This is a genomic window from Pseudomonas boreofloridensis (assembly GCF_030580795.1).
Lineage (GTDB): Bacteria > Pseudomonadota > Gammaproteobacteria > Pseudomonadales > Pseudomonadaceae > Aquipseudomonas > Aquipseudomonas boreofloridensis.
In genome coordinates, this window is the sequence record NZ_JAUQOQ010000005.1 from 42,555 (window position 1) to 66,486 (window position 23,932).

Annotated in this window: 31 protein-coding genes; 19 read left to right on the plus strand and 12 right to left on the minus strand. The window is 62.1% G+C overall.

Annotated features, from left to right (window positions below):
- Positions 1-62: 62 nt before the first annotated feature.
- From Q6A47_RS07680 to Q6A47_RS07700, 5 genes are read left to right on the plus strand one after another with little or no spacing between them, the layout of a single operon-like run.
- Positions 63-464 carry a FagA protein gene (locus Q6A47_RS07680; RefSeq protein ID WP_304483815.1) on the plus strand — a complete coding sequence of 134 codons (402 nt, stop codon included), beginning with the start codon at positions 63-65 and terminating at the stop codon, positions 462-464.
- On the plus strand, positions 457-1,833 hold the full coding sequence (locus Q6A47_RS07685) for a class II fumarate hydratase (protein WP_304483816.1): 1,377 nt from the start codon (positions 457-459) through the stop codon (positions 1,831-1,833). The genes Q6A47_RS07680 and Q6A47_RS07685 overlap by 8 nt, the downstream gene beginning before the upstream one ends.
- Before the next feature lie 27 nt (positions 1,834-1,860).
- The gene (locus Q6A47_RS07690) at positions 1,861-2,322 is read left to right on the plus strand and encodes a DUF2753 family protein (protein WP_029613607.1); all 462 of its coding nucleotides are present in this window, start codon (positions 1,861-1,863) and stop codon (positions 2,320-2,322) included.
- A 1-nt stretch (position 2,323) separates the two neighbouring features.
- Complete coding sequence (locus Q6A47_RS07695) at positions 2,324-2,935, plus strand: superoxide dismutase (RefSeq protein WP_304483818.1); 612 nt, start codon at positions 2,324-2,326, stop codon at positions 2,933-2,935.
- Positions 2,936-2,946: 11 nt separating this feature from the next.
- Positions 2,947-3,840: a ZIP family metal transporter gene (locus Q6A47_RS07700; protein WP_295484349.1), complete on the plus strand. Its 894-nt coding sequence runs from the start codon at positions 2,947-2,949 to the stop codon at positions 3,838-3,840.
- Between the two features lie 24 nt (positions 3,841-3,864).
- Here Q6A47_RS07700 and Q6A47_RS07705 read toward each other — a convergent pair whose 3' ends face one another.
- The 10 genes from Q6A47_RS07705 to Q6A47_RS07750 form a co-directional block, all read right to left on the minus strand.
- Positions 3,865-4,137, minus strand: coding sequence for an HPr family phosphocarrier protein (locus tag Q6A47_RS07705; RefSeq protein ID WP_029613605.1), 273 nt, complete (start codon positions 4,135-4,137; stop codon positions 3,865-3,867).
- A gap of 18 nt (positions 4,138-4,155) precedes the next feature.
- Entirely contained in the window at positions 4,156-5,010 is an 855-nt protein-coding gene (rapZ, locus tag Q6A47_RS07710; RefSeq protein ID WP_029613604.1) for an RNase adapter RapZ, read from the minus strand.
- A 2-nt stretch (positions 5,011-5,012) separates the two neighbouring features.
- Positions 5,013-5,477 (minus strand): PTS IIA-like nitrogen regulatory protein PtsN, encoded by a 465-nt coding sequence (ptsN, locus tag Q6A47_RS07715; RefSeq protein WP_039575609.1) that lies wholly within the window; start codon positions 5,475-5,477, stop codon positions 5,013-5,015.
- A 12-nt stretch (positions 5,478-5,489) separates the two neighbouring features.
- A complete protein-coding gene (hpf, locus tag Q6A47_RS07720) occupies positions 5,490-5,798 on the minus strand; it encodes a ribosome hibernation-promoting factor, HPF/YfiA family (RefSeq protein ID WP_029613602.1) in 309 nt (102 codons plus the stop codon).
- 79 nt (positions 5,799-5,877) lie between these two features.
- Entirely contained in the window at positions 5,878-7,371 is a 1,494-nt protein-coding gene (locus Q6A47_RS07725) for an RNA polymerase factor sigma-54 (RefSeq protein WP_039575611.1), read from the minus strand.
- A gap of 174 nt (positions 7,372-7,545) precedes the next feature.
- Complete coding sequence (lptB, locus tag Q6A47_RS07730; RefSeq protein WP_029613601.1) at positions 7,546-8,271, minus strand: LPS export ABC transporter ATP-binding protein; 726 nt, start codon at positions 8,269-8,271, stop codon at positions 7,546-7,548.
- Positions 8,272-8,274: 3 nt separating this feature from the next.
- On the minus strand, positions 8,275-8,799 hold the full coding sequence (gene lptA, locus Q6A47_RS07735) for a lipopolysaccharide transport periplasmic protein LptA (RefSeq protein ID WP_029613600.1): 525 nt from the start codon (positions 8,797-8,799) through the stop codon (positions 8,275-8,277).
- Entirely contained in the window at positions 8,786-9,358 is a 573-nt protein-coding gene (lptC, locus tag Q6A47_RS07740; RefSeq protein ID WP_304483822.1) for an LPS export ABC transporter periplasmic protein LptC, read from the minus strand. The genes lptA and lptC overlap by 14 nt, the downstream gene beginning before the upstream one ends.
- A gap of 8 nt (positions 9,359-9,366) precedes the next feature.
- Entirely contained in the window at positions 9,367-9,891 is a 525-nt protein-coding gene (locus Q6A47_RS07745; protein ID WP_116887625.1) for a KdsC family phosphatase, read from the minus strand.
- 1 nt (position 9,892) lies between these two features.
- A complete protein-coding gene (locus Q6A47_RS07750; protein ID WP_029613598.1) occupies positions 9,893-10,867 on the minus strand; it encodes a KpsF/GutQ family sugar-phosphate isomerase in 975 nt (324 codons plus the stop codon).
- A gap of 245 nt (positions 10,868-11,112) precedes the next feature.
- Here Q6A47_RS07750 and Q6A47_RS07755 point away from each other — a divergent pair, with 245 nt between their 5' ends.
- The 13 genes from Q6A47_RS07755 to Q6A47_RS07815 all read left to right on the plus strand — a co-directional run bounded on the left by Q6A47_RS07755 (position 11,113) and on the right by Q6A47_RS07815 (position 21,232).
- Positions 11,113-11,922, plus strand: coding sequence for an ATP-binding cassette domain-containing protein (locus Q6A47_RS07755; protein ID WP_029613597.1), 810 nt, complete (start codon positions 11,113-11,115; stop codon positions 11,920-11,922).
- Positions 11,922-12,719 (plus strand): lipid asymmetry maintenance ABC transporter permease subunit MlaE, encoded by a 798-nt coding sequence (gene mlaE, locus Q6A47_RS07760; protein WP_039575617.1) that lies wholly within the window; start codon positions 11,922-11,924, stop codon positions 12,717-12,719. The genes Q6A47_RS07755 and mlaE overlap by 1 nt, the downstream gene beginning before the upstream one ends.
- A complete protein-coding gene (gene mlaD / locus Q6A47_RS07765; protein WP_039575620.1) occupies positions 12,719-13,204 on the plus strand; it encodes an outer membrane lipid asymmetry maintenance protein MlaD in 486 nt (161 codons plus the stop codon). Before mlaE ends, mlaD begins: the two co-directional genes overlap by 1 nt.
- A 9-nt stretch (positions 13,205-13,213) precedes the next feature.
- Positions 13,214-13,867, plus strand: a complete 654-nt coding sequence (locus Q6A47_RS07770) for an MlaC/ttg2D family ABC transporter substrate-binding protein (protein ID WP_304483826.1) — start codon at positions 13,214-13,216, stop codon at positions 13,865-13,867.
- Positions 13,864-14,166, plus strand: coding sequence for an STAS domain-containing protein (locus tag Q6A47_RS07775; RefSeq protein WP_304483828.1), 303 nt, complete (start codon positions 13,864-13,866; stop codon positions 14,164-14,166). The genes Q6A47_RS07770 and Q6A47_RS07775 overlap by 4 nt, the downstream gene beginning before the upstream one ends.
- A 119-nt stretch (positions 14,167-14,285) precedes the next feature.
- Positions 14,286-14,525: a BolA family protein gene (locus Q6A47_RS07780; protein WP_029613593.1), complete on the plus strand. Its 240-nt coding sequence runs from the start codon at positions 14,286-14,288 to the stop codon at positions 14,523-14,525.
- Positions 14,526-14,550: 25 nt separating this feature from the next.
- A complete protein-coding gene (murA, locus tag Q6A47_RS07785) occupies positions 14,551-15,816 on the plus strand; it encodes a UDP-N-acetylglucosamine 1-carboxyvinyltransferase (RefSeq protein ID WP_039575629.1) in 1,266 nt (421 codons plus the stop codon).
- Positions 15,817-15,918: 102 nt separating this feature from the next.
- Complete coding sequence (gene hisG, locus Q6A47_RS07790; RefSeq protein WP_029613592.1) at positions 15,919-16,554, plus strand: ATP phosphoribosyltransferase; 636 nt, start codon at positions 15,919-15,921, stop codon at positions 16,552-16,554.
- A 127-nt stretch (positions 16,555-16,681) separates the two neighbouring features.
- Positions 16,682-18,004: a histidinol dehydrogenase gene (gene hisD / locus Q6A47_RS07795; protein ID WP_304483831.1), complete on the plus strand. Its 1,323-nt coding sequence runs from the start codon at positions 16,682-16,684 to the stop codon at positions 18,002-18,004.
- A 2-nt stretch (positions 18,005-18,006) separates the two neighbouring features.
- Positions 18,007-19,056 (plus strand): histidinol-phosphate transaminase, encoded by a 1,050-nt coding sequence (hisC, locus tag Q6A47_RS07800; protein WP_029613590.1) that lies wholly within the window; start codon positions 18,007-18,009, stop codon positions 19,054-19,056.
- Positions 19,053-20,333: a CynX/NimT family MFS transporter gene (locus tag Q6A47_RS07805; protein ID WP_304483834.1), complete on the plus strand. Its 1,281-nt coding sequence runs from the start codon at positions 19,053-19,055 to the stop codon at positions 20,331-20,333. Before hisC ends, Q6A47_RS07805 begins: the two co-directional genes overlap by 4 nt.
- A 99-nt stretch (positions 20,334-20,432) precedes the next feature.
- Complete coding sequence (locus Q6A47_RS07810; protein WP_304483836.1) at positions 20,433-20,900, plus strand: nuclear transport factor 2 family protein; 468 nt, start codon at positions 20,433-20,435, stop codon at positions 20,898-20,900.
- Positions 20,901-20,911: 11 nt separating this feature from the next.
- On the plus strand, positions 20,912-21,232 hold the full coding sequence (locus Q6A47_RS07815; protein ID WP_029613587.1) for a GIY-YIG nuclease family protein: 321 nt from the start codon (positions 20,912-20,914) through the stop codon (positions 21,230-21,232).
- On the opposite strand, the gene yejK is transcribed toward Q6A47_RS07815, so the two are convergent.
- Positions 21,213-22,220 (minus strand): nucleoid-associated protein YejK, encoded by a 1,008-nt coding sequence (yejK, locus tag Q6A47_RS07820; RefSeq protein WP_039575640.1) that lies wholly within the window; start codon positions 22,218-22,220, stop codon positions 21,213-21,215. The two genes, Q6A47_RS07815 and yejK, sit on opposite strands and share 20 nt — an antisense overlap.
- 390 nt (positions 22,221-22,610) lie before the next feature.
- Here yejK and Q6A47_RS07825 point away from each other — a divergent pair, with 390 nt between their 5' ends.
- Positions 22,611-22,892 (plus strand): HU family DNA-binding protein, encoded by a 282-nt coding sequence (locus Q6A47_RS07825; RefSeq protein WP_029613585.1) that lies wholly within the window; start codon positions 22,611-22,613, stop codon positions 22,890-22,892.
- Positions 22,893-22,942: 50 nt separating this feature from the next.
- Here the strand turns inward: Q6A47_RS07825 and rlmF are convergent, their stop codons facing one another.
- Positions 22,943-23,896 carry a 23S rRNA (adenine(1618)-N(6))-methyltransferase RlmF gene (gene rlmF / locus Q6A47_RS07830; protein WP_295484303.1) on the minus strand — a complete coding sequence of 318 codons (954 nt, stop codon included), beginning with the start codon at positions 23,894-23,896 and terminating at the stop codon, positions 22,943-22,945.
- Positions 23,897-23,932 lie beyond the last annotated feature (36 nt).

Consider the following 23,932-nt stretch of genomic DNA (forward strand, 5'->3'; position numbering starts at 1 on the left):
CGAGCTTGAAGTGATTCTATTTATCAATTAATAATGAATATCATTACACGGCAACTCCGGCGATGATGTTCATGAAAACCGTTCTCCACGAACTGCCCTACCTGGAAAACTGGCGCTGGCTGAGCCGGCGTATTCGTTGCGCGCTCGATCCCGACGAGCCGCGTCTGGTCGAACACTACCTCGCCGAGGGGCGCTACCTGGTGTGCTGCACCGAGACCTCGGCCCGGACCGTGGCCCTGACTTCCCTGCGCCTTCTGCTCGATACCGCTTGCGACCGCATGCTGCCGTGGCACTGGCGCTGCCACTGCCTGGACCAGGCGTGGCGTCCGTTGCTCGACCTGCGCAATCTCGATCGCCGCGACGGCAACCAGCGTTGGCAGCCCTATGCCCTGCAGTTGGCCAATTGTGTGCTGCTGCCTTCGATTTCTCCCGATGAACTGATGCAAGGATTCGATGATGAGTGATACCCGTATCGAGCGTGACAGCATGGGCGAGTTGCAGGTCCCGACCCAGGCCCTGTATGGGGCGCAGACCCAGCGTGCGGTCGATAACTTTCCGGTCAGCGGCCAGCGCATGCCGCTGCAGTTCATCCGTGCCTTGCTGCTGGCCAAGGCGGCGGCTGCGAAGGCCAACATCGAACTGGGCCAATTGAGCGCGCAGCAGGGCGGGGCGATCGTCCGTGCGGTGGAGCAACTGTTGGGTGAAGACTTCATCCAGCACTTCCCGGTCGACGTTTTCCAGACCGGGTCCGGCACCAGTTCCAACATGAATGCCAACGAGGTGATCGCTACGCTCGCCAGTCGCGTGCTGGGCGATCAGGTCAATGCAAACGACCATGTCAACTGCGGGCAGAGCAGCAATGACATCATCCCCACCACGATCCATGTCAGTGCGGCCTTGGCCCTGCATGAGCAACTGCTGCCGGCGTTGACGCATCTGGTGCAAGTGATCGAGAAAAAATCGCTGGAGGTGCATCGCTTCGTCAAGACGGGCCGCACTCACCTGATGGACGCCATGCCGGTGCGCATGAGTCAGGTGCTCGACGGCTGGGCCGCGCAGATCAAGGGCGCACAGGCGCACCTGCACGCCAGCCTGCCTGCGCTGCAAGCGCTGGCTCAGGGCGGCACCGCCGTCGGCACCGGAATCAACGCCCATCCACAGTTCGCAGCCGGTTTTGCCCGTGAATTGAGCGCGTTGACCGGCATCCCGTTCACGCCAGGCGAAAACCTGTTCGCGCTGATCGGCTCTCAGGACACGGCCGTTGCGCTGTCCGGGCAGCTCAAGACCACCGCCGTGGCGCTGATGAAGATCGCCAACGATCTGCGCTGGATGAACTCTGGCCCTCTGGCCGGGCTTGGCGAGATCGAACTGGAAGGCCTGCAACCGGGCTCCTCGATCATGCCCGGTAAGGTCAATCCGGTGATTCCCGAGGCCACCGCCATGGTCGCCGCGCAGGTGATAGGCAATGACGCCACCATCGCCATCGCGGGTCAGTCGGGCAACTTCGAGCTCAACGTGATGCTGCCGGTGATCGCCCGCAACCTGCTCGAGAGCATCGAACTGATGGCCAACGTCAGTCGATTGCTGGCGGACAAAGCCATCGCCAGCTTCAAGGTCAACGAGCCCAAGCTCAAGGAGGCCCTGTCGCGCAACCCGATCCTGGTCACCGCCTTGAACCCGATCATCGGCTATCTGAAAGCGGCCGACATCGCCAAGACTGCCTACAAGCAGGGACGACCGATCGTCGATGTGGCTCTGGAGCACACCGATCTGTCACGCGATCAACTGGAGGCCTTGCTGGATCCGGAGAAGCTCACTGCGGGCGGTATCTGACTCGCGTTCTTCATCAGGAGACACGTCATGCAACACTGGAAACGCACCACGGACATCGCCAATCGGCTGTTCGCACAGGGCGAGCTGATAGACGCCCGAGAGCACTACCTGCAAGCGCTGGCCCTGGCGCAGGTGCTGTTCGAGCGCTGGCATGACGTCGATCAGGCGGTGGCGGCATTCGTCATCGCTCATCACAACCTGGCCGACCTGCACGTACGTCTGAACCAACCCCATGAAAGCGCCGACTACCTGTGTGCGGCGCATCAGCGCTTGCTCCAGGCCAGTCAGGAGCAGCGTCTGCCCGCAGCGCTGCGAGAGGCCGCGCTGCGGCACAGTGGGCGCACTTACACCGAGCTGCTGAATTTCATCGGCGAATACGGCCAATACCCCCGCACCGAGCGCCTGCTCCACCGCCAAGCTGCCGAAGCGAGCGAGCTGACGGCTCGACCAGACACCTTCTCCCGTCCATCTGCCTACGGAATCCACTGATATGCCCCACACCTTGCCTGCCTTGCCCTACGCCTACGATGCCCTGGAGCCGCACATCGACGGCCAGACCATGGAGATCCACCACAGCAAGCACCATCAGACCTACATCAACAATCTCAATGCGGCGCTTGAAGGCACAGAGTGGGCCGAATGGCCGGTGGAGCGTCTGGTGGGGGCGGTCAAGCAACTGCCCGAGAAGCTGCAAGGCGCGGTGATCAACCAGGGCGGGGGGCATGCCAACCACAGCCTGTTCTGGACCGTGATGTCGCCGCAGGGCGGCGGTCAGCCATCAGGGCAGGTGGCGCAGGCTATCGAGCGCGAACTGGGTGGTTTCAATGCCTTCAAAGAGGCGTTCACCAAGGCCGCGTTGACGCGCTTCGGCAGCGGCTGGGCCTGGCTCAGCGTCACGCCGGACAAGCGTCTGGTGGTGGAAAGCAGCGGCAATCAGGACAGCCCGCTGATGCACGGCAATACGCCAATCCTGGGGCTGGATGTGTGGGAGCATGCCTATTACCTGAAGTACCAGAACCGCCGACCGGAGTACATTGGCGCCTTCTATAACGTCATCGACTGGGCGGACGTGGAACGTCGTTATCTCGAAGCCCTCAAGTGAGTCGATCCGCGATGCGCACTGACGTGATGTCTGTCGGGAGTGTGCGCCTGTTCCGCATGGCGCTTGGGACCTTGCTGCTCTTGGCCGGCACTGCGCTGCTGGTGGCACGAGGCATCGCCTGGTTGGAATTGGAGCCACGGATGTTGCGTGCGCTACAGGGCGGTGCCTTGTGCGCCTTGGGCACGGCATTGGGCGCGGTGCCGGTCCTGGTGATCCGCAAGATGCCGGTGGCCATCGCTGATACGTTGCTGGGTTTCGGTGCCGGGGTGATGCTGGCTGCAACCGCGTTTTCGCTGATCATGCCTGGCCTGGAAGCCGCGCGGGCCATCGGTTTCGATCCCTGGGGCGCCGGGGCGCTGGTCAGTGCCGGCTTGCTTGCCGGGGCCCTGTGCCTGTTCCTGATCGACCTGCGTATCGCTCGGGTTTCGCCCGAGTCCCTGGCAGGGCAGGGGCATCAGCCAGTGATCGCGGCGCGGGTCTGGTTGTTCGTGGCCGCCATCGTCGCACACAACATTCCTGAAGGCATGGCGATAGGCGTCTCCGCTGGAGGAGGCATGCCCGATGCCGACAGCCTGGCGATGGGCATCGCTTTGCAGGATGTGCCGGAGGGACTGGTCATTGCGCTGGTCTTGGCGGGGGCTGGCATGCACCGGTTCAAGGCATTCTTGATCGGTGCGGCGTCAGGGCTGGTGGAGCCGGTGGCGGCGCTGATCTGCGCCTGGCTGGTCAATGTCGCACAGTTGCTGCTGCCGCTTGGGCTGGCCTGTGCGGCAGGGGCGATGTTACTGGTAGTGACTCAGGAAATCATTCCGGAGTCGCGCAGCAATGGTCATCACCGATTGGCCAGCCTGGGCCTGTGTATCGGCTTCTGCCTGATGATGGTGATGGATACGGCGATGTCCTGAGCCTGGTTTGCGCCAGGCTTGGGTTCATTCGCCCTCGTCGAAATAATTGTTGATCAGCGCCACCAGGGCTTGCAGGGCTTCTTCGTCCTGCTCTCCCTCGGTGTGCAGGTGCACCGGGGTGCCCTTGCCGGCTGCCAGCATCATCACTGCCATGATGCTTTTTCCGTCCACCAGCTTGTCTGGGGCGCGCCCGACACGTACCTGACAGGGAAACTTCCCGGCCACGCCGACGAACTTGGCTGCCGCGCGGGCATGCAGGCCCAGCTTGTTGATGATGGTGATTTCGCGGGCCGGCATTGTCGGGTGGATCCTGTATTAGAGGTCGCGATGGCGAACCTGGACGTTTTTCAGGGTGCGCTGTAGCAATTGCCCCAGCCGCTCGGTGATGTACACCGAACGATGATGTCCGCCGGTGCAGCCGATGGCGATGGTCACGTAGGCGCGGTTGCTGGCCGCAAAACGCGGTAGCCATTTGAGCAGGTAGCTGGAGATGTCTTGGTACATCTCCTCGACATCTGGCTGGGCCGCCAGGTAATCGATGACCGGCTGCTCGAGCCCAGAATGCTCACGCAATTCGGGCTTCCAGTACGGATTGGGCAGGCAGCGTACGTCGAACACCAGGTCCGCGTCCACTGGCATGCCACGTTTGAAACCGAAGGATTCGACGAGGAATGCGGTGCCGGGTTCGGGCTGGTTGAGTAGGCGAAGCTTGATCGAATCACGCAGTTGATAAAGGTTCAGACTGGTAGTGTCGATCTTGAGGTCGGCGAGGTCGGCGATCGGCCCGAGCAATTCGGTCTCGACGCGAATCGCTTCGGCGAGTGAACGGTTGGCGTTGGTCAGGGGGTGGCGCCGGCGGGTCTCCGAGAAGCGCTTGAGCAGCGTATCTTCGTCGGCATCGAGGTAGACCACGTCGCACTGGATATGTCGCGCGCGGGCATCCTCGAGTAACTCGGGGAAACGGGACAGATGGCTGGGCAGGTTTCGCGCGTCGATTGAGACGGCGACTTTGGGCTGCGACAGCTCGGTGTTGATCAGTGCGCTTTCGGCCAGTTGTGGCAGCAACCCGGCGGGCAGGTTGTCGATGCAGTAGTAACCGTTGTCTTCCAACACATCGAGCGCGGTGCTCTTGCCGGAGCCGGATCGGCCGCTGACGATGATCAGGCGCATGTTCAGAGCTCGTTCTGGACGTTCAAGACGACCTGATAAAGCGCTTCGTTGCTGTCGGCGGCACGCAGACGGTCACGAACATCTTTGCGGTCGAGCATGCTGGCGATCTGGCGCAGCAATTCGAGATGCGCGTCAGTGGCGGCTTCTGGGACCAGTAGCACGAAGAGCAGGTCGACCGGCGCTCCGTCGATCGCGTCATAGTCGATGGGCGCATCCAAATGCAGTAATGCGCTTACGGGGGCGCTGCAACCTTTGAGGCGGCAGTGGGGGATGGCAATGCCGTTGCCGAACCCAGTGGAACCCAGCTTCTCGCGGGCAAGAAGCTTCTCGAAGACGTCCTGCATCTTCAGCTCGGGTACTTGCTGGGCAATCAGGTTGGCGACCTTTTCCAGGGCGCTCTTCTTACTGCCGCCCGGCACGTTCACCAAGGAACGGCCGGGGGTCAGGATGGATTCAAGTCGGGTCATGGATGAGGGGTATCAGCGTGCGGCTGCACCTTGCAGCAGGCTTTGCTGTTTTTCCTTGTGTTTTTTCAATTGGCGGTCGAGCTTGTCGGCCAGGGCGTCGATGGCTGCATACATGTCTTCGTGTTCTGCGTTGGCAACCACTTCACCGCCCGGAATCTGCAGGGTGGCTTCGACCTTCTGCTGCAGCTTCTCGACTTTCAGGATGACCTGCACGTTGGTGATCTTGTCGAAGTGACCCTCCACCCGGGCAAGTTTATCGAGTACATAGTCGCGCAGGGGCTCGGTGACTTCTACATGGTGTCCACTGATGTTGACTTGCATACAGCTTCTCCTTTTGTTGCCGTGCATGTAAGAGGCAGGTGTTGCACCTGCCACTGAAACGCCGTGGCACATCCGGGCTTTACATCAGTCGCTTGCGTTCGCTGGAAGGTGCAATGCCGAGCGACTCGCGGTACTTGGCGACCGTGCGACGGGCTACCTGGATGCCTTGTGCCTCCAGTAAACCAGCGATCTTGCTGTCACTCAATGGCTTTTTCTGATTTTCCGCAGCAACCAGTTTCTTGATGATCGCGCGGATTGCCGTGGACGAGCATTCGCCGCCTTCGGCAGTGCTGACGTGGCTGGAGAAAAAGTATTTCAACTCATAGATGCCGCGCGGCGTATGCATGTACTTCTGCGTAGTGACCCGCGAAATGGTCGACTCATGCATACCGACCGCTTCGGCGATATCGTGCAGTACCAGCGGCTTCATGGCCTCGTCGCCATAGTCGAGGAAACCGCGCTGGTGCTCGACGATCTGCGTGGCCACCTTCATCAGCGTCTCGTTGCGACTCTGCAGGCTCTTGATGAACCACCGAGCCTCTTGTAACTGGTTGCGCATGAAGGTGTTGTCGGCACTGGTATCCGCGCGGCGCACGAAGCCGGCGTACTGCGGGTTCACCCGCAACCGCGGCACCGCTTCCTGATTCAGCTCGACCAGCCAGCGATCGCTGTCCTTGCGCACGATGACGTCGGGAACGACATACTCCGGCTCGCTGGACTCGATCTGCGAGCCTGGACGTGGATTGAGGCTCTGTACCAGCTCGATGACCTGGCGCAGCTCGTCTTCCTTGAGCTTCATGCGGCGCATCAGTTGGCTGTAGTCGCGGCTGCCGAGCAGGTCGATGTAGTCGCTGACCAAGCGCTGCGCTTCGGCCATCCACGGCGTGCCGGCGGGCAACTGGCGCAGTTGCAGCAGCAAGCATTCGCCGAGTGTGCGGGCACCGATGCCGGCAGGTTCGAACTGCTGGATGCGGTGCAGAACCGCTTCGACTTCATCCAGCTCGATGTCGAGCTCAGGATCGAAACCGGCGCAGATCTCCTCGAGGCTGTCTTCGAGATAGCCCTGGGCGTTGATGCTGTCGATCAGGGTGACGGCGATCAGTCGGTCGGTGTCCGACATCGGGGCCAGGTTGAGTTGCCACAGCAGGTGGCTTTGCAAGCTCTCGCCTACGGACGTGCGGGTCGTGAAGTCCCATTCGTCGTCATCGTTGCTCGGCAGGCTGCTGGCGCTGGTCTGGTAGATATCTTCCCAGGCCGTGTCTACTGGCAGTTCGTTGGGGATGCGTTCACTCCACTCGCCTTCGTCGGTGGACTCGGCATTGCCACTGCTTTCCTGAAAGCTGCTGTCCTGGGCTTCGGCGACCGGTTTGCTCTCGCCGTTTTCTGCCATCGGGTCGCTGTTGTCGAAGTCGTCGCCTTCTTCCTGGCGTTCGAGCATCGGATTGGATTCCAGCGCTTCCTGGATTTCCTGCTGGAGGTCCAGGGTGGAAAGCTGGAGCAGACGAATGGCCTGTTGCAACTGAGGGGTCATCGTCAGTTGCTGGCCCATTTTTAGGACGAGCGATGGTTTCATGGCTGGGGCTTAATACCTTGTTCGCCGGCGCGCATGCGCCATCCACTACAGGGCGCCGGAGCGCCAAATCTTAAGCAAGTTATATGCCTGAAATTGTAGCGTTTGCCTAGAGCGCTGTAACACTTAAGCCCGTTTCAACAGGTTTTAACAGCGCTCCAGGCCGTTGCCTGGCTGTCAGAGGCGGAACTCATGACCCAGGTAAACTTCCTTGACCAACTGGTTGGCCAGGATGGTCTCGGCGTCGCCCTCAGCGATCAGTTGACCGTCGTTGACGATGTAGGCGGTCTCGCAGATGTCGAGCGTTTCACGCACGTTGTGATCGGTGATCAGGACGCCAATGCCTTTGGCCTTGAGGTGGTGGATGATCTGCTTGATGTCACCCACTGAAATCGGGTCGACGCCGGCAAAGGGTTCGTCCAGCAGGATGAACTTCGGCGAAGTGGCCAGGGCGCGGGCAATCTCGACCCGGCGTCGTTCGCCGCCGGACAGGCTCATGCCCAGGTTGTCGCGAATGTGGCTGATGTGGAATTCCTGCAGCAGGCTTTCCAGCTCCTTGCGACGACCGTCGCGGTCGATGTCCTTGCGGGTCTCGAGGATGGCCATGATGTTGTCGGCCACCGACAGCTTGCGGAAGATCGAGGCTTCCTGCGGCAGGTAGCCGATGCCTGCCTGCGCACGACCATGCATGGGCTGGTGGCTGACATCAAGGCTGTCGATGAGCACGCGGCCCTGGTCGGCCTGCACCAGGCCCACGATCATGTAGAAGCAGGTGGTCTTGCCGGCGCCGTTGGGGCCGAGCAGGCCGACGATCTGGCCACTGTCGATGGACAGGCTGACATCGCGTACGACCTGGCGGCCCTTGTAGCTCTTGGCCAGGTGCTGAGCTTTGAGGGTTGCCATCTGTTATTCGGCCTTTTTCTTCGGTTGGATGACCATGTCGATGCGCTGACGAGGTTGGGTCACCTTGCCACCACGACCGGCGGTTGCCACCTGGGTCTTGGTGTTGTAGACGATTTTCTCGCCTTCGGTGGTGTTGCCTTCGTTCTCGACCTTGGCGCGGTCGGTGAGGATGACCATGTCCTTCTGCGCCTGGTACTGGATGGTCACTGCCCAGCCTTTCATCTTGTCGGGCTTGGCGGCCGATTGCTGTTGCTCGAAGTAGGCCAGGTTACCCACCGAAGTCACCACGTCGATATCGCCGGAGGGCGCACGGGTCATGGTCACGGTGTTGCCTTTGATCACCATCGAGCCCTGGGTGATGATGACATCGCCGGTGTAGGTGGCCACGCCCTGCTTGTCGTCCAGGTGCGCGTTGTCAGCCTGGATGCGGATCGGCTGATCACGGTCGTTCGGCAGGGCCAAGGCGCTCGCGCTTCCCAGTGCTGCGCTCAGGCTGAGCAAAAGGGGGAGGGTTTTAACGAGCCTCATACTGTCCTCTTACGTTGGACAGCAGGTCCATCCTGCCGTCTTCCAAGTACGCTTTCATTCCTACGCCCGTGGTCGTGCCACCGGCGCCGTCGATTCTAACGGCTTGATCGGTCTGCGCATATTGCTTCTGCGGGAACACCGTCATGCGGCGGCTGGTAATCAGGGTGTCACGCTGCTTCTCGTCGGTGCGGGCAATACGTACGTTGTCGATCAGTTCAACTTCGCTGCCGTCCGGATTGACCTCTGCGCGCACGCTCTGGACATGCCAGGGGTAAGCGGTGCCGCGGAAAATATGCATGTCTGGCGTGGTCACCAGCGTGATTTCGCTGGCTTTGAGGTGTTCGACCTTGTCGGCGGTCATTTCGTACTGCAGCTTGCCATCGGGCAAGAACTGGACGCTGTGTGCGTTGATCGCATAGTAGTCGATGGCGCTCTCGTCGACCTGGGCCGCAGGCTCGTCGAGGAAGCTCTCCGGACTGATGTTCCAGTAGCCGACTGCGACCAGGACGGCGGCGATGGCCGTCAACAGCAGGGCATTGCGAATTTTCTTGCTGAACATGGCGTGGCCTACAGGTAATGGGCGTTGGCAGCGTCCAGGGTGCCCTGGGCCTGCATGATCAGTTCACAGAACTCGCGGGCGGCGCCTTCGCCGCCGCGGGCCTGGGTGACGCCGTGGGCATGTTCGCGCACGAAGGCTGCGGCGTTGGCCACGGCGATCCCCAGGCCAACCCGGCGAATCACCGGCAGGTCGGGAAGGTCGTCGCCCAGGTACGCCACTTGGTCGTGGCGCAAGCCCAGTTCGGCGAGCAGGCCATCGAGCACCACCAGTTTGTCCTCGCGCCCCTGGAACAGGTGCGGTATGCCGAGATTGCGGGCGCGACGCTCGACCACCGGAGTTTTGCGTCCACTGATGATAGCGGTGGTGACGCCAGAAGCCATGAGCATCTTGATGCCGTGGCCATCCAGGGTGTTGAAGGTCTTGAACTCGCTACCGTCTTCCAGGAAATACAGGCGGCCGTCGGTCAGCACGCCATCGACATCGAAAACGGCCAGTTTGACGGCTTTGGCCCGTTGCATCAGGTCTTGGTTCATTTCACATCACTCCAGCACGCAGCAGGTCGTGCATGTTCAGCGCGCCAGTCGGGCGATCCTGCTCGTCGACCACCACCAGCGCGCTGATCTTGTGGTCTTCCATGATCTTGAGGGCCTCGGCGGCGAGCATTTCGGCGCGGGCGGTCTTGCCATGGACAGTCATCACTTCGTCGATCAGCGTGCGATGCACGTCGATGTTGCGATCCAGGCTGCGGCGCAGGTCACCGTCAGTGAAGACGCCGGCCAGCCGGCCGTCGGGCTCCATGACCACCGTCATGCCCAGGCCCTTGCGCGACATTTCCAGCAGCGCGTCCTTGAGCAGGGTGCCCCGTTGTACCTGCGGCAATTCGTCACCGGCATGCATGACGTGCTCGACCTTGAGTAGCAAGCGACGTCCCAGTGCCCCCCCCGGATGGGAGAAGGCGAAGTCCTCGGCGGTGAAGCCGCGGGCCTCGAGCAAGGCAATGGCCAGCGCGTCGCCCAGCACCAGGGCCGCGGTGGTTGACGACGTCGGAGCCAGGTTCAACGGGCAGGCTTCCTGGGCGACGCTGGCGTCCAGATTCACTTCGGCGGCCTGGGCCAGCGGCGAGTCCACCTTGCCAGTCAGGCTGATCAGGCAGATGCCCAGACGTTTGATCAGCGGCAGCAAGGTCACGATTTCGGCAGTACTGCCGGAATTGGACAGGGCCAGGATGATGTCGTCGCGGGTGATCATGCCCATGTCGCCGTGGCTGGCCTCGGCCGGGTGCACGAAGAACGAGGGTGTCCCGGTACTGGCCAGCGTGGCGGCGATCTTGTTGCCGATATGGCCGGACTTGCCCATGCCGACCACCACGACGCGCCCCTTGCTGCCCAGAATCAGCTCGCAAGCCTTGACGAAATTGTCGTCGATACGCGCCCGCAGGCCTTGTACGGCCTCGAGTTCCAGGCTCAGGGTACGCTGGGCGGAGTGGATCAGCTCGCTGGATTGGCTCATGTCGAAAAAGCAATGCCTGATGAAAAGGCGCCGATTATAGCGACAATGTGAGAAACCCTCACCTTCGAGTTGTCGTAGAGACACGCGCCGGTTGCTGTATGGCGCCTGAACGACCCTGGGAAAGTACCTTGGGGAGCCTTGTACGCAGTGCTATAGTTCGCCGCTGTTTGGCCCGCCGGGACGCACGTGTCTTCCTCATGAGGAGCGGCGTCCATGTTGACGAGGCCACCTAGCAAGGAGTCTAGATGAGTTCGGATAGCGCCTACGCGGTCGAGTTGAAGGGTGTGACCTTCAAACGCGGTTCGCGCAGCATTTTCAACAACGTCGACATCCGTATCCCCCATGGCAAGGTCACCGGCATCATGGGGCCTTCCGGGTGCGGCAAGACCACGCTGCTGCGCCTGATGGGCGCGCAGTTGCGTCCTTCCAGCGGCGAGGTCTGGGTCGCCGGTCAGAACCTGCCTGCGCTGTCGCGCAGCGATCTGTTCGATGCCCGCAAGCAGATGGGCGTATTGTTCCAGAGCGGTGCGTTGTTCACCGATCTGGACGTCTTCGAGAACGTGGCATTCCCCCTGCGGGTACACACCGAACTGCCCGACGAGATGATCCGCGACATCGTGCTGATGAAGCTGCAGGCCGTGGGCCTGCGCGGCGCCATCGACCTGATGCCCGACGAGCTTTCCGGCGGCATGAAGCGCCGTGTCGCGCTGGCCCGTGCCATCGCGCTCGATCCGCAGATACTGATGTACGACGAACCTTTCGTCGGTCAGGACCCCATCGCCATGGGCGTCCTGGTACGACTGATCCGCCTGCTCAACGATGCCTTGGGTATCACCAGTATCGTGGTGTCCCACGACCTGGCCGAGACGGCGAGCATCGCCGACTATCTCTATGTCGTGGGTGACGGTCAGGTGCTGGGGCAGGGCACGCCCGACGAACTGATGGGCTCGGACAACCCGCGCATTCGTCAATTCATGAAGGGCGATCCGGACGGGCCGGTACCCTTTCATTTCCCCGCGCCAGACTACCGCGCCGATCTGCTGGGAGCGCGTTGATGCGCAGAAAATCCTTACTCGAACGCATTCGCCTGTTCGGTCGCGCGGCTATCGACGTGCTGGCCGTGCTTGGGCGTTCCTGCCTGTTCCTCTTCCATGCTCTGGCCGGGCGTGGCGGTATCGGCGGCGGCTTTCAACTGCTCACCCGGCAGTTGTACTCGGTCGGTGTGCTGTCGTTGGCGATCATCGTCGTTTCCGGCATGTTCATCGGCATGGTGCTGGCTCTGCAGGGCTACAGCATTCTCACCAAGTACGGCTCGGAACAGGCCGTGGGCCAGATGGTCGCGCTTACGCTGCTGCGTGAACTGGGTCCGGTCGTCACCGCGTTGCTGTTCGCCGGCCGTGCAGGCTCCGCGCTCACTGCCGAAATCGGCAACATGAAGTCGACCGAGCAGCTCTCCAGCCTGGAGATGATCGGCGTCGATCCGCTCAAGTACATCGTGGCGCCGCGTCTGTGGGCCGGCTTCATCTCGTTGCCGCTGCTGGCCCTGATCTTCAGCGTGGTCGGTATCTGGGGTGGCTCCTGGGTGGCCGTCGACTGGCTGGGCGTCTACGAAGGCTCGTTCTGGGCCAACATGCAGAACAGCGTGTCGTTCAGCGACGACGTGATCAACGGGCTGATCAAGAGCCTGGTGTTCGCCTTCGTCGTCACCTGGATTGCCGTATTCCAAGGGTATGACTGCGAACCCACCTCAGAAGGGATCAGCCGTGCCACCACCAGGACCGTGGTCTATGCCTCGCTGGCCGTCCTGGGTCTGGACTTTATTCTGACCGCCTTGATGTTTGGAGATTTCTGATGCAAAACCGCACCCTGGAAATCGGTGTCGGCCTGTTCCTCCTGGCCGGGATCCTGGCGCTGTTGCTGCTGGCTCTGCGCGTCAGCGGGCTGTCGGCCAGCCCGAGCACCGACACCTATAAAGTTTATGCCTACTTCGACAATATCGCCGGTTTGACTGTCAGAGCGAAGGTGACCATGGCCGGTGTGACCATTGGCAAGGTCACCGCCATCGATCTGGATCGCGACTCCTTCACCGGTCGGGTCACGCTGCAGTTGGACAAGTCGGTCAATAACCTGCCGACCGATTCCACGGCGTCGATCCTGACCGCTGGGTTGCTCGGCGAGAAATACATCGGTATCAGCGTGGGCGGCGAGGAAGCTGTGCTCAAAGAGGGCAGCACGATTCACGACACCCAGTCGGCCCTGGTGCTTGAAGATCTGATTGGCAAGTTCCTGCTCAACTCCGTTGGCAAGGAACCCAAAGAAGCCCAACCAGCTAATTGAGGAATTTCCATGATTTCGATCCTGCGACGTGGTCTGCTGGTGTTGCTGGCGACTCTCCCTTTGATGGCCCTGGCGGCTCCCGGGCAGTCCCCGCGCGATGTGGTGCAAAGCACCACGAATGAGCTGCTGTCCGACCTAAAGGCCAACAAGGCACAGTACCGCTCCAACCCCACGGCGTTTTATGAGGCGCTCAACCGCATCCTTGGCCCTGTGGTCGATGCCGACGGCATCTCCAGAAGCATCATGACGGTCAAGTACTCGCCCAGGGCATCGCCTGAGCAAATGCAGCGCTTCCAGGATAACTTCCGTCGCAGCCTGTTCCAGTTCTACGGCAATGCGCTGCTCGATTACGACAATCAGGGTATTACCGTCGATCCGGGCAGTGCCGTTAAAGATAATCGCGCAACGGTCGGCATGAAGGTTTCCGGCAACAACGGGGCTATCTATCCGGTGTCCTACACCTTGGAAAACCTGGGTGGCGAGTGGAAGGTGCGTAACGTCATCGTCAACGGTATCAATATCGGCAAACTGTTCCGTGACCAGTTCGCCGATGCCATGAATCGCAACCGCAACGACTTGGACAAGACCATCGACGGCTGGGCTGGCGAAGTGGCCAAGGCCAAGGAAACTGCCGACAACTCGCCCGAGAAGGCGGTCAAATGAGCGAGTCCGGGGTAAGCATGGCCCAGCCGGGCGTGCTGAGCCTGGCCGGCGTGCTGGACTATCGCAGCGGGCCCGTCTTGCGCAAACAGGGCAAGGCGCTGATCGCCGCCAGCCGTGAGCCGCGGCTGGTGCTCGATTGCGCGGCGGTGAGCAAATCCAGTAGCGTGGGGCTGTCTTTGCTGCTGGCGTTCATCCGTGATGGGCAAGGCCTCGGCAAGGCATGCGAAGTCCGGAACATGCCCGCTGATATGCGGGAAATCGCCGAGGTCTATGGTCTCGACGAGGTATTGGCGGGCTGATAGCCCGCCTCGCCGAAAACGCCCCTCGGTCAGCGCGTCCAGCTATTGGGCTTCGCAGGCGAGGGGCTTTTTTGTATGATGGCCGACCCGCGCGCACTGGGCGCCGATTGAGGTTGAGCATGCAGGCCGTAGAAGTTAAGAGCTTCCTTGAAGAAAAACTGCCGGGAACCCGGGTCGAAGTTGAGGGCGAAGGCTGCAACTTCCAGTTGAACGTGATCAGCGACGAGCTGGCCGGCCAGAGCCCGGTCAAGCGCCAGCAGGCGATCTATGCTCACCTGAATCCGTGGATCGCCGACGGCAGCATCCATGCGGTAACCATGAAATTTTTCAGCAGCGCAGCCTGGGCTGAGCGCACCTGAGCCAACAGTTGGCGGCGAGATTGAAATGGACAAACTGATTATCACGGGTGGCGCACGTCTCGACGGCGAAATCCGCATTTCCGGGGCCAAGAACGCGGCACTGCCGATTCTTTCGGCGACACTGCTGGCCGATGGCCCGGTTACCGTCGGCAACCTGCCGCACCTGCACGACATCACCACCATGATCGAGCTGTTCGGGCGCATGGGCATCGAGCCTGTGATCGACGAAAAGCTGGCCGTGGAAATCGACCCGCGCACCATCAAGACCCTGGTCGCGCCGTATGAGCTGGTCAAGACCATGCGCGCCTCGATCCTGGTGCTCGGCCCGATGGTCGCTCGCTTCGGTGAGGCTGAAGTGGCCCTGCCAGGCGGTTGCGCCATTGGTTCGCGTCCGGTCGACCTGCACATCCGTGGCCTGGAAGCCATGGGCGCGAAGATCGAGGTCGAAGGCGGCTACATCAAGGCCAAGGCGCCTGAAGGCGGCCTGCGCGGTGCGCACTTCTTCTTCGATACCGTCAGTGTGACCGGTACCGAGAACATCATGATGGCCGCTGCGCTGGCCAAGGGTCGCAGCGTGCTGCAGAACGCGGCGCGCGAGCCTGAGGTGGTCGACCTGGCCAACTTCCTGATCGCCATGGGCGCCAAGATCCAGGGCGCGGGCACCGACACCATTACCATCGATGGCGTCGAGCGCCTGCACTCGGCCACGTACCGGGTGATGCCCGACCGTATCGAGACCGGCACCTACCTGGTCGCCGCCGCCGTCACCGGTGGTCGGGTCAAGGTCAAGGACACCGATCCGACCATCCTCGAAGCGGTCCTGGAGAAACTCAAGGAAGCCGGCGCCGAGATCACCACTGGCGAAGACTGGATCGAGCTGAACATGCACGGCAAGCGGCCCAAGGCCGTCAACCTGCGTACCGCCCCGTACCCGGCGTTCCCCACCGACATGCAGGCGCAGTTCATTTCCCTGAACGCCATCGCCGAAGGCACCGGTGCCGTGATCGAGACCATTTTCGAAAACCGCTTCATGCACGTGTACGAGATGCACCGCATGGGCGCGCAGATTCAGGTCGAAGGTAACACCGCCATCGTCACCGGCGTCACTGCGCTCAAGGGTGCTCCGGTCATGGCCACCGACCTGCGCGCTTCGGCCAGCCTGGTGCTGTCTGCGCTGGTGGCTGAAGGCGATACCTTGATCGATCGCATCTACCACATCGACCGTGGCTACGAGTGCATCGAAGAAAAACTGCAGATGCTGGGCGCGAAGATCCGTCGCGTACCGGGTTAATCCGGCTTCTGCCTGTGATCGGCACAAGGACGTGCCAGCCGAATCGAACGCGGTCGGGTCCAGGACCCGGCCGGCCGTAGCTGCTTAAGGACCGACGTTGCAATGTTGACCATCGCGCTTTCCAAGGGCCGTATTCTCGACGATACCCTGCCGTTGCTGGCCGAGGCCGGTATCGTGCCGACCGAGAATCCGGACAAGAGCCGCAAGCTGATCATCCCAACCACGCAGGACGACGTGCGCCTGCTGATCGTGCGCGCCACCGATGTGCCGACCTATGTCGAGCACGGCGCTGCCGACCTGGGCGTGGCTGGCAAGGACGTGCTGATGGAATACGGCGGCCAGGGGCTCTACGAGCCGCTGGACCTGCAGATCGCCCAATGCAAGCTGATGACCGCCGGTGTGGTGGGTGCGCCGGAGCCCAAGGGGCGTCTGCGCGTAGCCACCAAGTTCGTCAATGTCGCCAAGCGTTACTACGCCGAGCAGGGCCGTCAGGTCGACATCATCAAGCTGTACGGCTCCATGGAACTGGCACCGCTGATCAACCTCGCCGACAAGATCATCGACGTGGTGGACACCGGCAACACCTTGCGCGCCAACGGTCTCGAACCCCAGGAACTGATCGCCACGATCAGCTCGCGACTGGTGGTGAACAAGGCCTCCATGAAGATGCAGCACGCCCGCATCCAGACCCTCATCGACACCTTGCGCAAGGCTGTCGAGTCGCGACACCGCGGTTGACCTCTGCGCGCGACCTTCGCTGTCGCGCCCGTCGATCCGCGTCATTGCCACTTTTCTCGGGTGCCCGCGCGGATCGACTGGTAGCCTAGGGCGCCTGAGCATTCGCCACTAAAACGAGGCCCTCGTCATGACGCTGTCCACTGCAATCGCCCGTCTCAACGCTGCCGATCCGGATTTCGCACGCCATCTGGATCATCTGCTGAGCTGGGAGAGCGTGTCCGACGACGCGGTCAATCAGCGGGTGCTCGACATCATCAAGGCCGTGCGTGAGCGAGGCGACGCCGCGCTGGTGGAGTTCACCCAGCGCTTCGATGGCGTTCAGGCCAGCAGCATCGATGACCTGATCCTCGACCGCGAGCGCCTGGAACTGGCGCTCACGCGCATCACTCCAGCGCAGCGCGAGGCGTTGGAAACCGCTGCCAATCGGGTACGTAGCTACCACGAGCGGCAGAAACAGGACTCCTGGCAGTACACCGAGGCCGATGGCACGGTGCTGGGCCAGAAAGTCACTCCGCTGGACCGCGCCGGGCTGTACGTGCCGGGCGGCAAGGCGTCCTACCCTTCGTCGGTACTGATGAACGCGATTCCTGCCAAGGTTGCCGGGGTTGGCGAAGTGGTCATGGTGGTGCCGACGCCACGGGGCGAGCTGAACGAGCTGGTGCTGGCCGCGGCCTGCATTGCCGGGGTCGATCGGGTGTTCACCGTTGGCGGTGCACAGGCAGTCGCAGCGTTGGCCTACGGCACCGAAAGCGTCCCGCAGGTGGACAAGATCGTCGGCCCGGGCAACATCTACGTGGCCACTGCCAAGCGCCATGTGTTCGGTCAGGTCGGCATCGACATGATCGCCGGCCCTTCGGAGATCCTCGTGGTCTGCGATGGTCAGACCGATCCGGACTGGATCGCCATGGACCTGTTCTCCCAGGCCGAGCACGACGAAGATGCCCAGGCGATCCTGGTCAGCCCGGATGCCGATTTCCTCGACCGCGTCGCCGCCAGCATCGAAAAACTGCTGCCGACCATGGAGCGCGCCGACATCATCGAGAAATCGATCAATGGTCGGGGTGCGCTGATCCAGGTGCGCGACATGCAGCAGGCCATCGAGGTGGCCAATCGCATCGCGCCCGAACACCTGGAGCTTTCGCTGGCCGACCCGCAGGCCTGGCTGGGGCAGATCCGCCATGCCGGAGCGATCTTCATGGGACGTCACACCAGCGAAGCACTGGGCGACTACTGCGCTGGCCCCAATCACGTGTTGCCTACCTCCGGCACGGCGCGATTCTCCTCACCGCTGGGCGTCTACGACTTCCAGAAGCGCTCCTCGATCATTTTCTGCTCCGAGCAGGGTGCCTCGCAGTTGGGGCATACCGCATCCGTACTGGCCCGTGGCGAGTCGTTGACCGCCCACGCGCGCAGCGCCGAATTCCGTATTCTCGACAACAAGGGGAACTGAACATGAGTCGATTCTGGAGCCCCTTCGTCAAGGATCTGGTGCCCTATGTCCCAGGCGAGCAACCCAAGCTCGCACGGTTGGTGAAGCTCAACACCAACGAAAACCCCTACGGCCCATCACCCAAGGCCTTGCAGGCCATGCGCGAGCAGTTGAACGATGACCTGCGCCTGTACCCGGACCCCAACGGTGATCGGCTCAAGCAGGCAGTCGCTGAGTACTATGGCGTCAGCGCGCAGCAGGTGTTCGTCGGCAATGGCTCGGACGAGGTGCTGGCACACATCTTCCACGGACTGTTCCAGCACCCGGGGCCGCTGCTGTTCCCGGACATCAGCTACAGCTTCTATCCGGTGTACTGCGGTCTGTACGGCATTGCGTACCAAGCCGTGGCGCTGGACGAGGCGTTCCAGATCCGCATCGAGGACTATCAGCGCCCCAATGCCGGCATCATCTTCCCCAATCCCAACGCGCCCACGGGTTGTCTGCTGCCATTGCAGGCCATCGAGCAACTGCTGCAGGCCAATCGTGACTCGGTGGTGGTGGTGGACGAAGCCTATATCGACTTCGGCGGCGAGACGGCGATCAGCCTGGTCGCGCGCTACGACAACCTGCTGGTCACCCAGACCTTGTCCAAGTCGCGTTCGCTGGCTGGGCTGCGGGTCGGTCTGGCCGTCGGGCATCCCGATCTGATCGAAGCCCTGGAGCGGATCAAGAACAGCTTCAACTCCTACCCGCTGGACCGCATGGCCATTGCCGGCGCGGCTGCAGCGTTCGAGGACGAGGCCTATTTCGCACAGACGTGCCAAAAGGTCATCGACAGCCGCGAGGCACTGGTCGAGCAACTGACCGCGCGCGGCTTCGAGGTGCTGCCCTCGGCGGCCAACTTCATCTTCGCTCGCCATCGGCAACAGGACGCTGCACAACTGGCGGCGCGTCTACGTGAACACGGGGTGATCGTGCGTCACTTCAAGCAGACCCGCATCGACCAGTTCCTGCGCATCACCATCGGCACGCCGGAGATGAACCAGGCGCTGCTCGACGCGTTGCCCGCTTGAAGCGGGTTAACGGGGCCGAGCCCGAACAGCACGAAGCCGACGAGTGGCTGATCGATGCCGAGGCCGATGACGAGCAGGTCCAGCAGCAGCCGGTGACGCTGCAGCGCCCCTGGCTGCTGTTGCTGGGCCTGGTGCTGGTCGCTCTGAACCTGCGCCCGGCGCTGTCGAGCATGGCGCCGGTGCTGGGGCAGGTGTCCGATGGCCTGGGCTTGAACGCTTCGGCGGCAGGTCTGCTGACTACCCTGCCAGTCTTGTGCCTGGGGCTTTTCGCGCCGTTGGCACCCGTGCTGGCGCGGCGCCTGGGCAGCGAACGGGTAATTCTCGGCATTCTGCTGATGCTGGCCCTGGGTATCGTGGTGCGCAGTGCGTTGGGTGTCGCTGGAGTCTTCATCGGCAGTCTCATCGCCGGTGCCAGTATCGGCATCATCGGCGTGTTGCTGCCAGGCATCGTGAAACGGGATTTCCCCGCCCATGCCGGCACGCTGACTGGGGTCTACACCATGGCCTTGTGCCTGGGCGCGGCCATGGCGGCGGGCAGTACCGTGCCGCTCAGTCATGTCTTCGACGACCGTTGGGCGCTGGGCCTGGGCTTCTGGGCCGTGCCTGCGCTGCTGGCGATGCTGGTGTGGATGCCGCAGGCTCGCCAGGGGCACGGCGCCCATAAGGTCGCCTACCGGGTACGGGGCCTCTGGCGCGATCCGCTGGCCTGGCAGGTGACCTTGTACATGGGCCTGCAGTCGTCGCTGGCCTACATCGTGTTCGGCTGGTTGCCCTCCATCCTCATCGGCCGTGGCCTGAGCCCGACCGAAGCAGGGCTGGTGCTGTCCGGATCGGTGCTGGTGCAACTGATCAGTTCGCTCAGCGCCCCGTGGCTGGCCACCCGAGGCAAGGATCAGCGGCTGGCGATCGTGCTGGTCATGCTGATTACCCTGTGCGGGTTGTTCGGCTGTCTGTACGCCCCGGTTTCCGGGCTCTGGGGCTGGGCCGTGTTGTTGGGGCTGGGGCAGGGCGGCACCTTTGCCTTGGCCTTGACCCTGATCGTATTGCGTTCGAAGGACGCCCACGTCGCCGCCAACCTGTCTAGCATGGCTCAAGGCGTGGGCTACACCCTGGCATCGATGGGGCCGTTCGCCGTTGGCCTGGTGCACGACCTGACCGGCGGCTGGGCTGCGGTGGGCTGGATCTTCGGCGTGCTGGGCCTGGGCGCTATCGTCTTCGGGCTGGGTGCCGGGCGGGCCCTGCATGTGCAGGTGGTCAGCGAGCGTGTGCAGCGCTGAACGCCCGCTCATTGGCTTGTTCACCGCAATGATGGGCATGGCGCCCGCAGGTTGCGCGGATTATCGTGCAGCCTTCAATCCCTTTCACGGATCTGCCCCATGAGCGACGCCAACAGCGCCTTGATCACCCGTTTCTACCAGGCCTTCCAGCGCCTGGACGCCGAGGCCATGGTGGCCTGCTACAGCGACGACATCGTCTTCAGCGATCCGGCCTTCGGTACCCTGAGGGGCAAGGATGCAGGCGATATGTGGCGAATGTTGGTCAGCCGCGCCAAGGATTTCTCCCTGACCTTCGACCATGTGCGCGCCGACACGCGCGGCGGCAGCGCGCATTGGGTCGCCACCTATGTGTTTGGCCAGACCGGCCGTACGGTGGTCAACGATATCCAGGCCTGCTTCGTGATTCGCGACGGCTTGATCTGCCAGCATGACGACAGCTTCGATGTGTGGCGCTGGTCGCGTCAGGCACTGGGTACGCCAGGCCTGCTGTTGGGCTGGAGTCCGATGCTGCGCAACAAGGTGCGTCAGCAGGCGTTGAATGGCCTGCGCGCGTTCCAGGCGCGCTGAGGCGTAGCGTCGTGGAAGGTGAGTCGATAGCCGAGGCGCCAGGCAAGCCTTGGTTCGTCTATCTGGTCCGGGCGGCCAATGGCTCGCTGTACTGCGGTATCAGCGACGATCCCCAGCGGCGCTTTCTCAAGCACTGCAGCGGGCAGGGCGCGCGCTATTTCAAGACCAGCCCTGCGCAGGCGCTGGTGTATGTGGAGCAGTGGCCCGACAGGCGCCAGGCGCTGCAACAGGAGCGGCTGGTGAAGAAGCTGCGCAAGTGCGCCAAGGAGGCCCTGGTGGCCTCCTATGTCAGTGAGCAGGTCGCAACCGAACTCAGTCCTTGCGACGTTTGAGCTGATCGACCAACTGCGTGGGCAGGCCTTTGATCACCAGCGTGCCGGCCGCTTCGTCATACTCGATCTTCGAGCCCAGCAGGTGCGCTTCGAAGCTGATCGACAAGCCCTCGGCCCGGCCGGTGAAGCGACGGAATTGGTTGAGGGTGCGCTTATCCGCTGGGATTTCCGGCGATAGCCCGTAATCCTTGTTGCGAATATGGTCGAAGAACGCTTTGGGGCGGTCTTCGTCGATCAGGCTCGACAGTTCTTCCAGGGTGATCGGCTCGCCCTGCTTGCTTTGACTGGTGGCGTAGTCGACCAGGGTCTGGGTCTTTTCCCGCGCCGCTTCTTCAGGCAGATCCTCGCTCTCGACGAAGTCGCTGAAGGCCTTGAGCAAGGTACGGGTTTCGCCAGGGCCGTCGACGCCTTCCTGGCAGCCGATGAAATCACGGAAGTAGTCCGAAACCTTCTTGCCGTTCTTGCCCTTGATGAAGGAAATGTACTGGCGTGAGTGCGTGTTGTTGTTCCATTCGGACAGATTTATACGCGCCGCCAGATGCAGTTGCCCCAGGTCCAGGTGACGCGATGGCGTGACGTCCAGTTCGGCGTTCACTGCCACGCCTTCGCTGTGGTGCAGCAAGGCGATGACCAGGTACTCGGTCATGCCTTGCTGGTAATGGGCGAACAGCACATGACCACCCGTGGACAGGTTGGACTCCTCCATCAGCTTCTGCAGGTGCTCGACCGCCACGCGGCTGAAGGTGGCGAAGTCTTTTTCCTGCTCCTGGTACTGCTTGAGCCAGCCGCTGAGCGGATAGGCGCCGGACTCGCCATGGAAGAAGCCCCAGGCTTTGCCCTGTTTGGCGTTGTAGCTGTCGTTGAGGTCAGCCAGAAGATTTTCGATGGCATCCGATGCAGCCAGTTCGGTGTCTCGTGCATGGAGCACGGCGGGGCTGCCATCGGGCTTCTTGTCGATCAGGTGAACGATGCAATGACGGATTGGCATGGAATTCTCTGAAAAAAGGGGCGGTGGAACGCCGCGCTGCAAAGTCTCGCAGTTTACCGCAGGGCGGGGGCGATGCAGTGGTCAGATCGTGGCAGATACACGGTGCTGTATGTTTTTTGATCAAAAGTCGGTTTTTTCGGCAAAACCCCCGAAAAACCTGAATAAAAACAGTGTCGGCAGCGGATATTTCCGCAGGCCTGTGTTAGTTTTGCGCCGTCTTGCGCCCCTTGGGGTGGCGCATTGCTGGCAGCTCGCTTGCCTCGTGTCGAACCAAACGTCGATTTGCGCATCTACATTCGCGATTGGCGAGGCTAGCCGGGACTTCCGTGCAGGCCCGATAACGATGAAGCACGCTGCATACCTCTGATTTGATAGGGAAGGAACACCACCATGGCATTGACCAAAGACCAACTGATTGCCGACATCGCCGAAGCCATCGATGCGCCGAAGACCACCGCGCGCAACGCCCTGGAGCAACTGGGCCAGATCGTTGCCGACCAACTGGAAAACGGCGCTGAAATCACTCTGCCGGGCATCGGCAAGCTGAAAGTCTCCGAGCGTCCTGCCCGTACCGGCCGTAACCCTTCGACTGGCGCTGCCATCGAAATCGCGGCCAAGAAAGTCGTCAAGTTCGTACCTGCAAAAGTGCTGACCGACGCCGTCAACAAGTAATTGTCGATGCTTCGTTGAAACCGCGCCCGGCTTGTCCGGGCGCGTTTTTTTCATGCCCGCGTTTTGTCTCGACCGCTGGACCAGGCAGCCCGGGCGCTGTCGTCGTGGAAGCTCCAGGCGACCATGCGGCTTTGCTTCTGCCCTTGGCCCATCGCGACCACGCGTTGGTCACTGACGCCCGCTTGCTTCAGTGCTGCTTCGATCCCGGGCAGGTTGCCGACTTTGGACACCAGACTGGTGAACCACAGCACTTGGCTGGCGTACTGCACGCTTTCGCTGATCAACTGGCTGACGAAGCGAATCTCGCCCCCTTCGCACCACAGCTCATTGTTCTGCCCACCGAAGTTGAGCACCGGCAACCGGCGCTTGGGGTCCTGCTTGCCGAGGTTCTTCCATTTGCGCTGGCTGCCGCGCGTGGCTTCTTCGCGCGAGGCGTGGAAGGGCGGATTGCACAGGGTCAGGTCGAAGCGTTCGCTGGCCTGCAGCAGGCCGCTGAGGATACGGGTGCGCTCAGGTTGCTGGCGCAGCGTGATGGCCTTGCTCAGGCCATTGGCCTGGACGATGGTCTTGGCCGAGGCCAGTGCCACCTGATCGATGTCCGAGCCCAGGAATGACCAGCGGTAGTCACTGTGCCCGATCAGTGGGTAGATGCAGTTGGCGCCGACGCCGATGTCCAGTGCGCGCACTTTCGGGCCGCGTGGAATCTGTCCGCTGCTGTCTTCGGCGAGCAGATCGGCCAGCACATGAATGTAATCGGCGCGGCCTGGGATGGGCGGGCAGAGGTAATCGGCGGGAATGTCCCAGTGCTGGATGCCGTATTGGGCCTTGAGTAACGCGCGGTTGAACACGCGCACGGCTTCGGGATTGGCGAAGTCGATGCTGGGTTTGCCATGGGGATTGGTGAGGGTGAAGCGGGCCAGATCGGGGTGTGCCTCGATCAGCCGGGGAAAGTCGTAGCGGCCCTGATGGCGGTTGCGTGGGTGCAGGGTAGGTTTGTCGATCATGGTCGCATCCGGTGTTGCGAACCTTTCGCGGCCCTG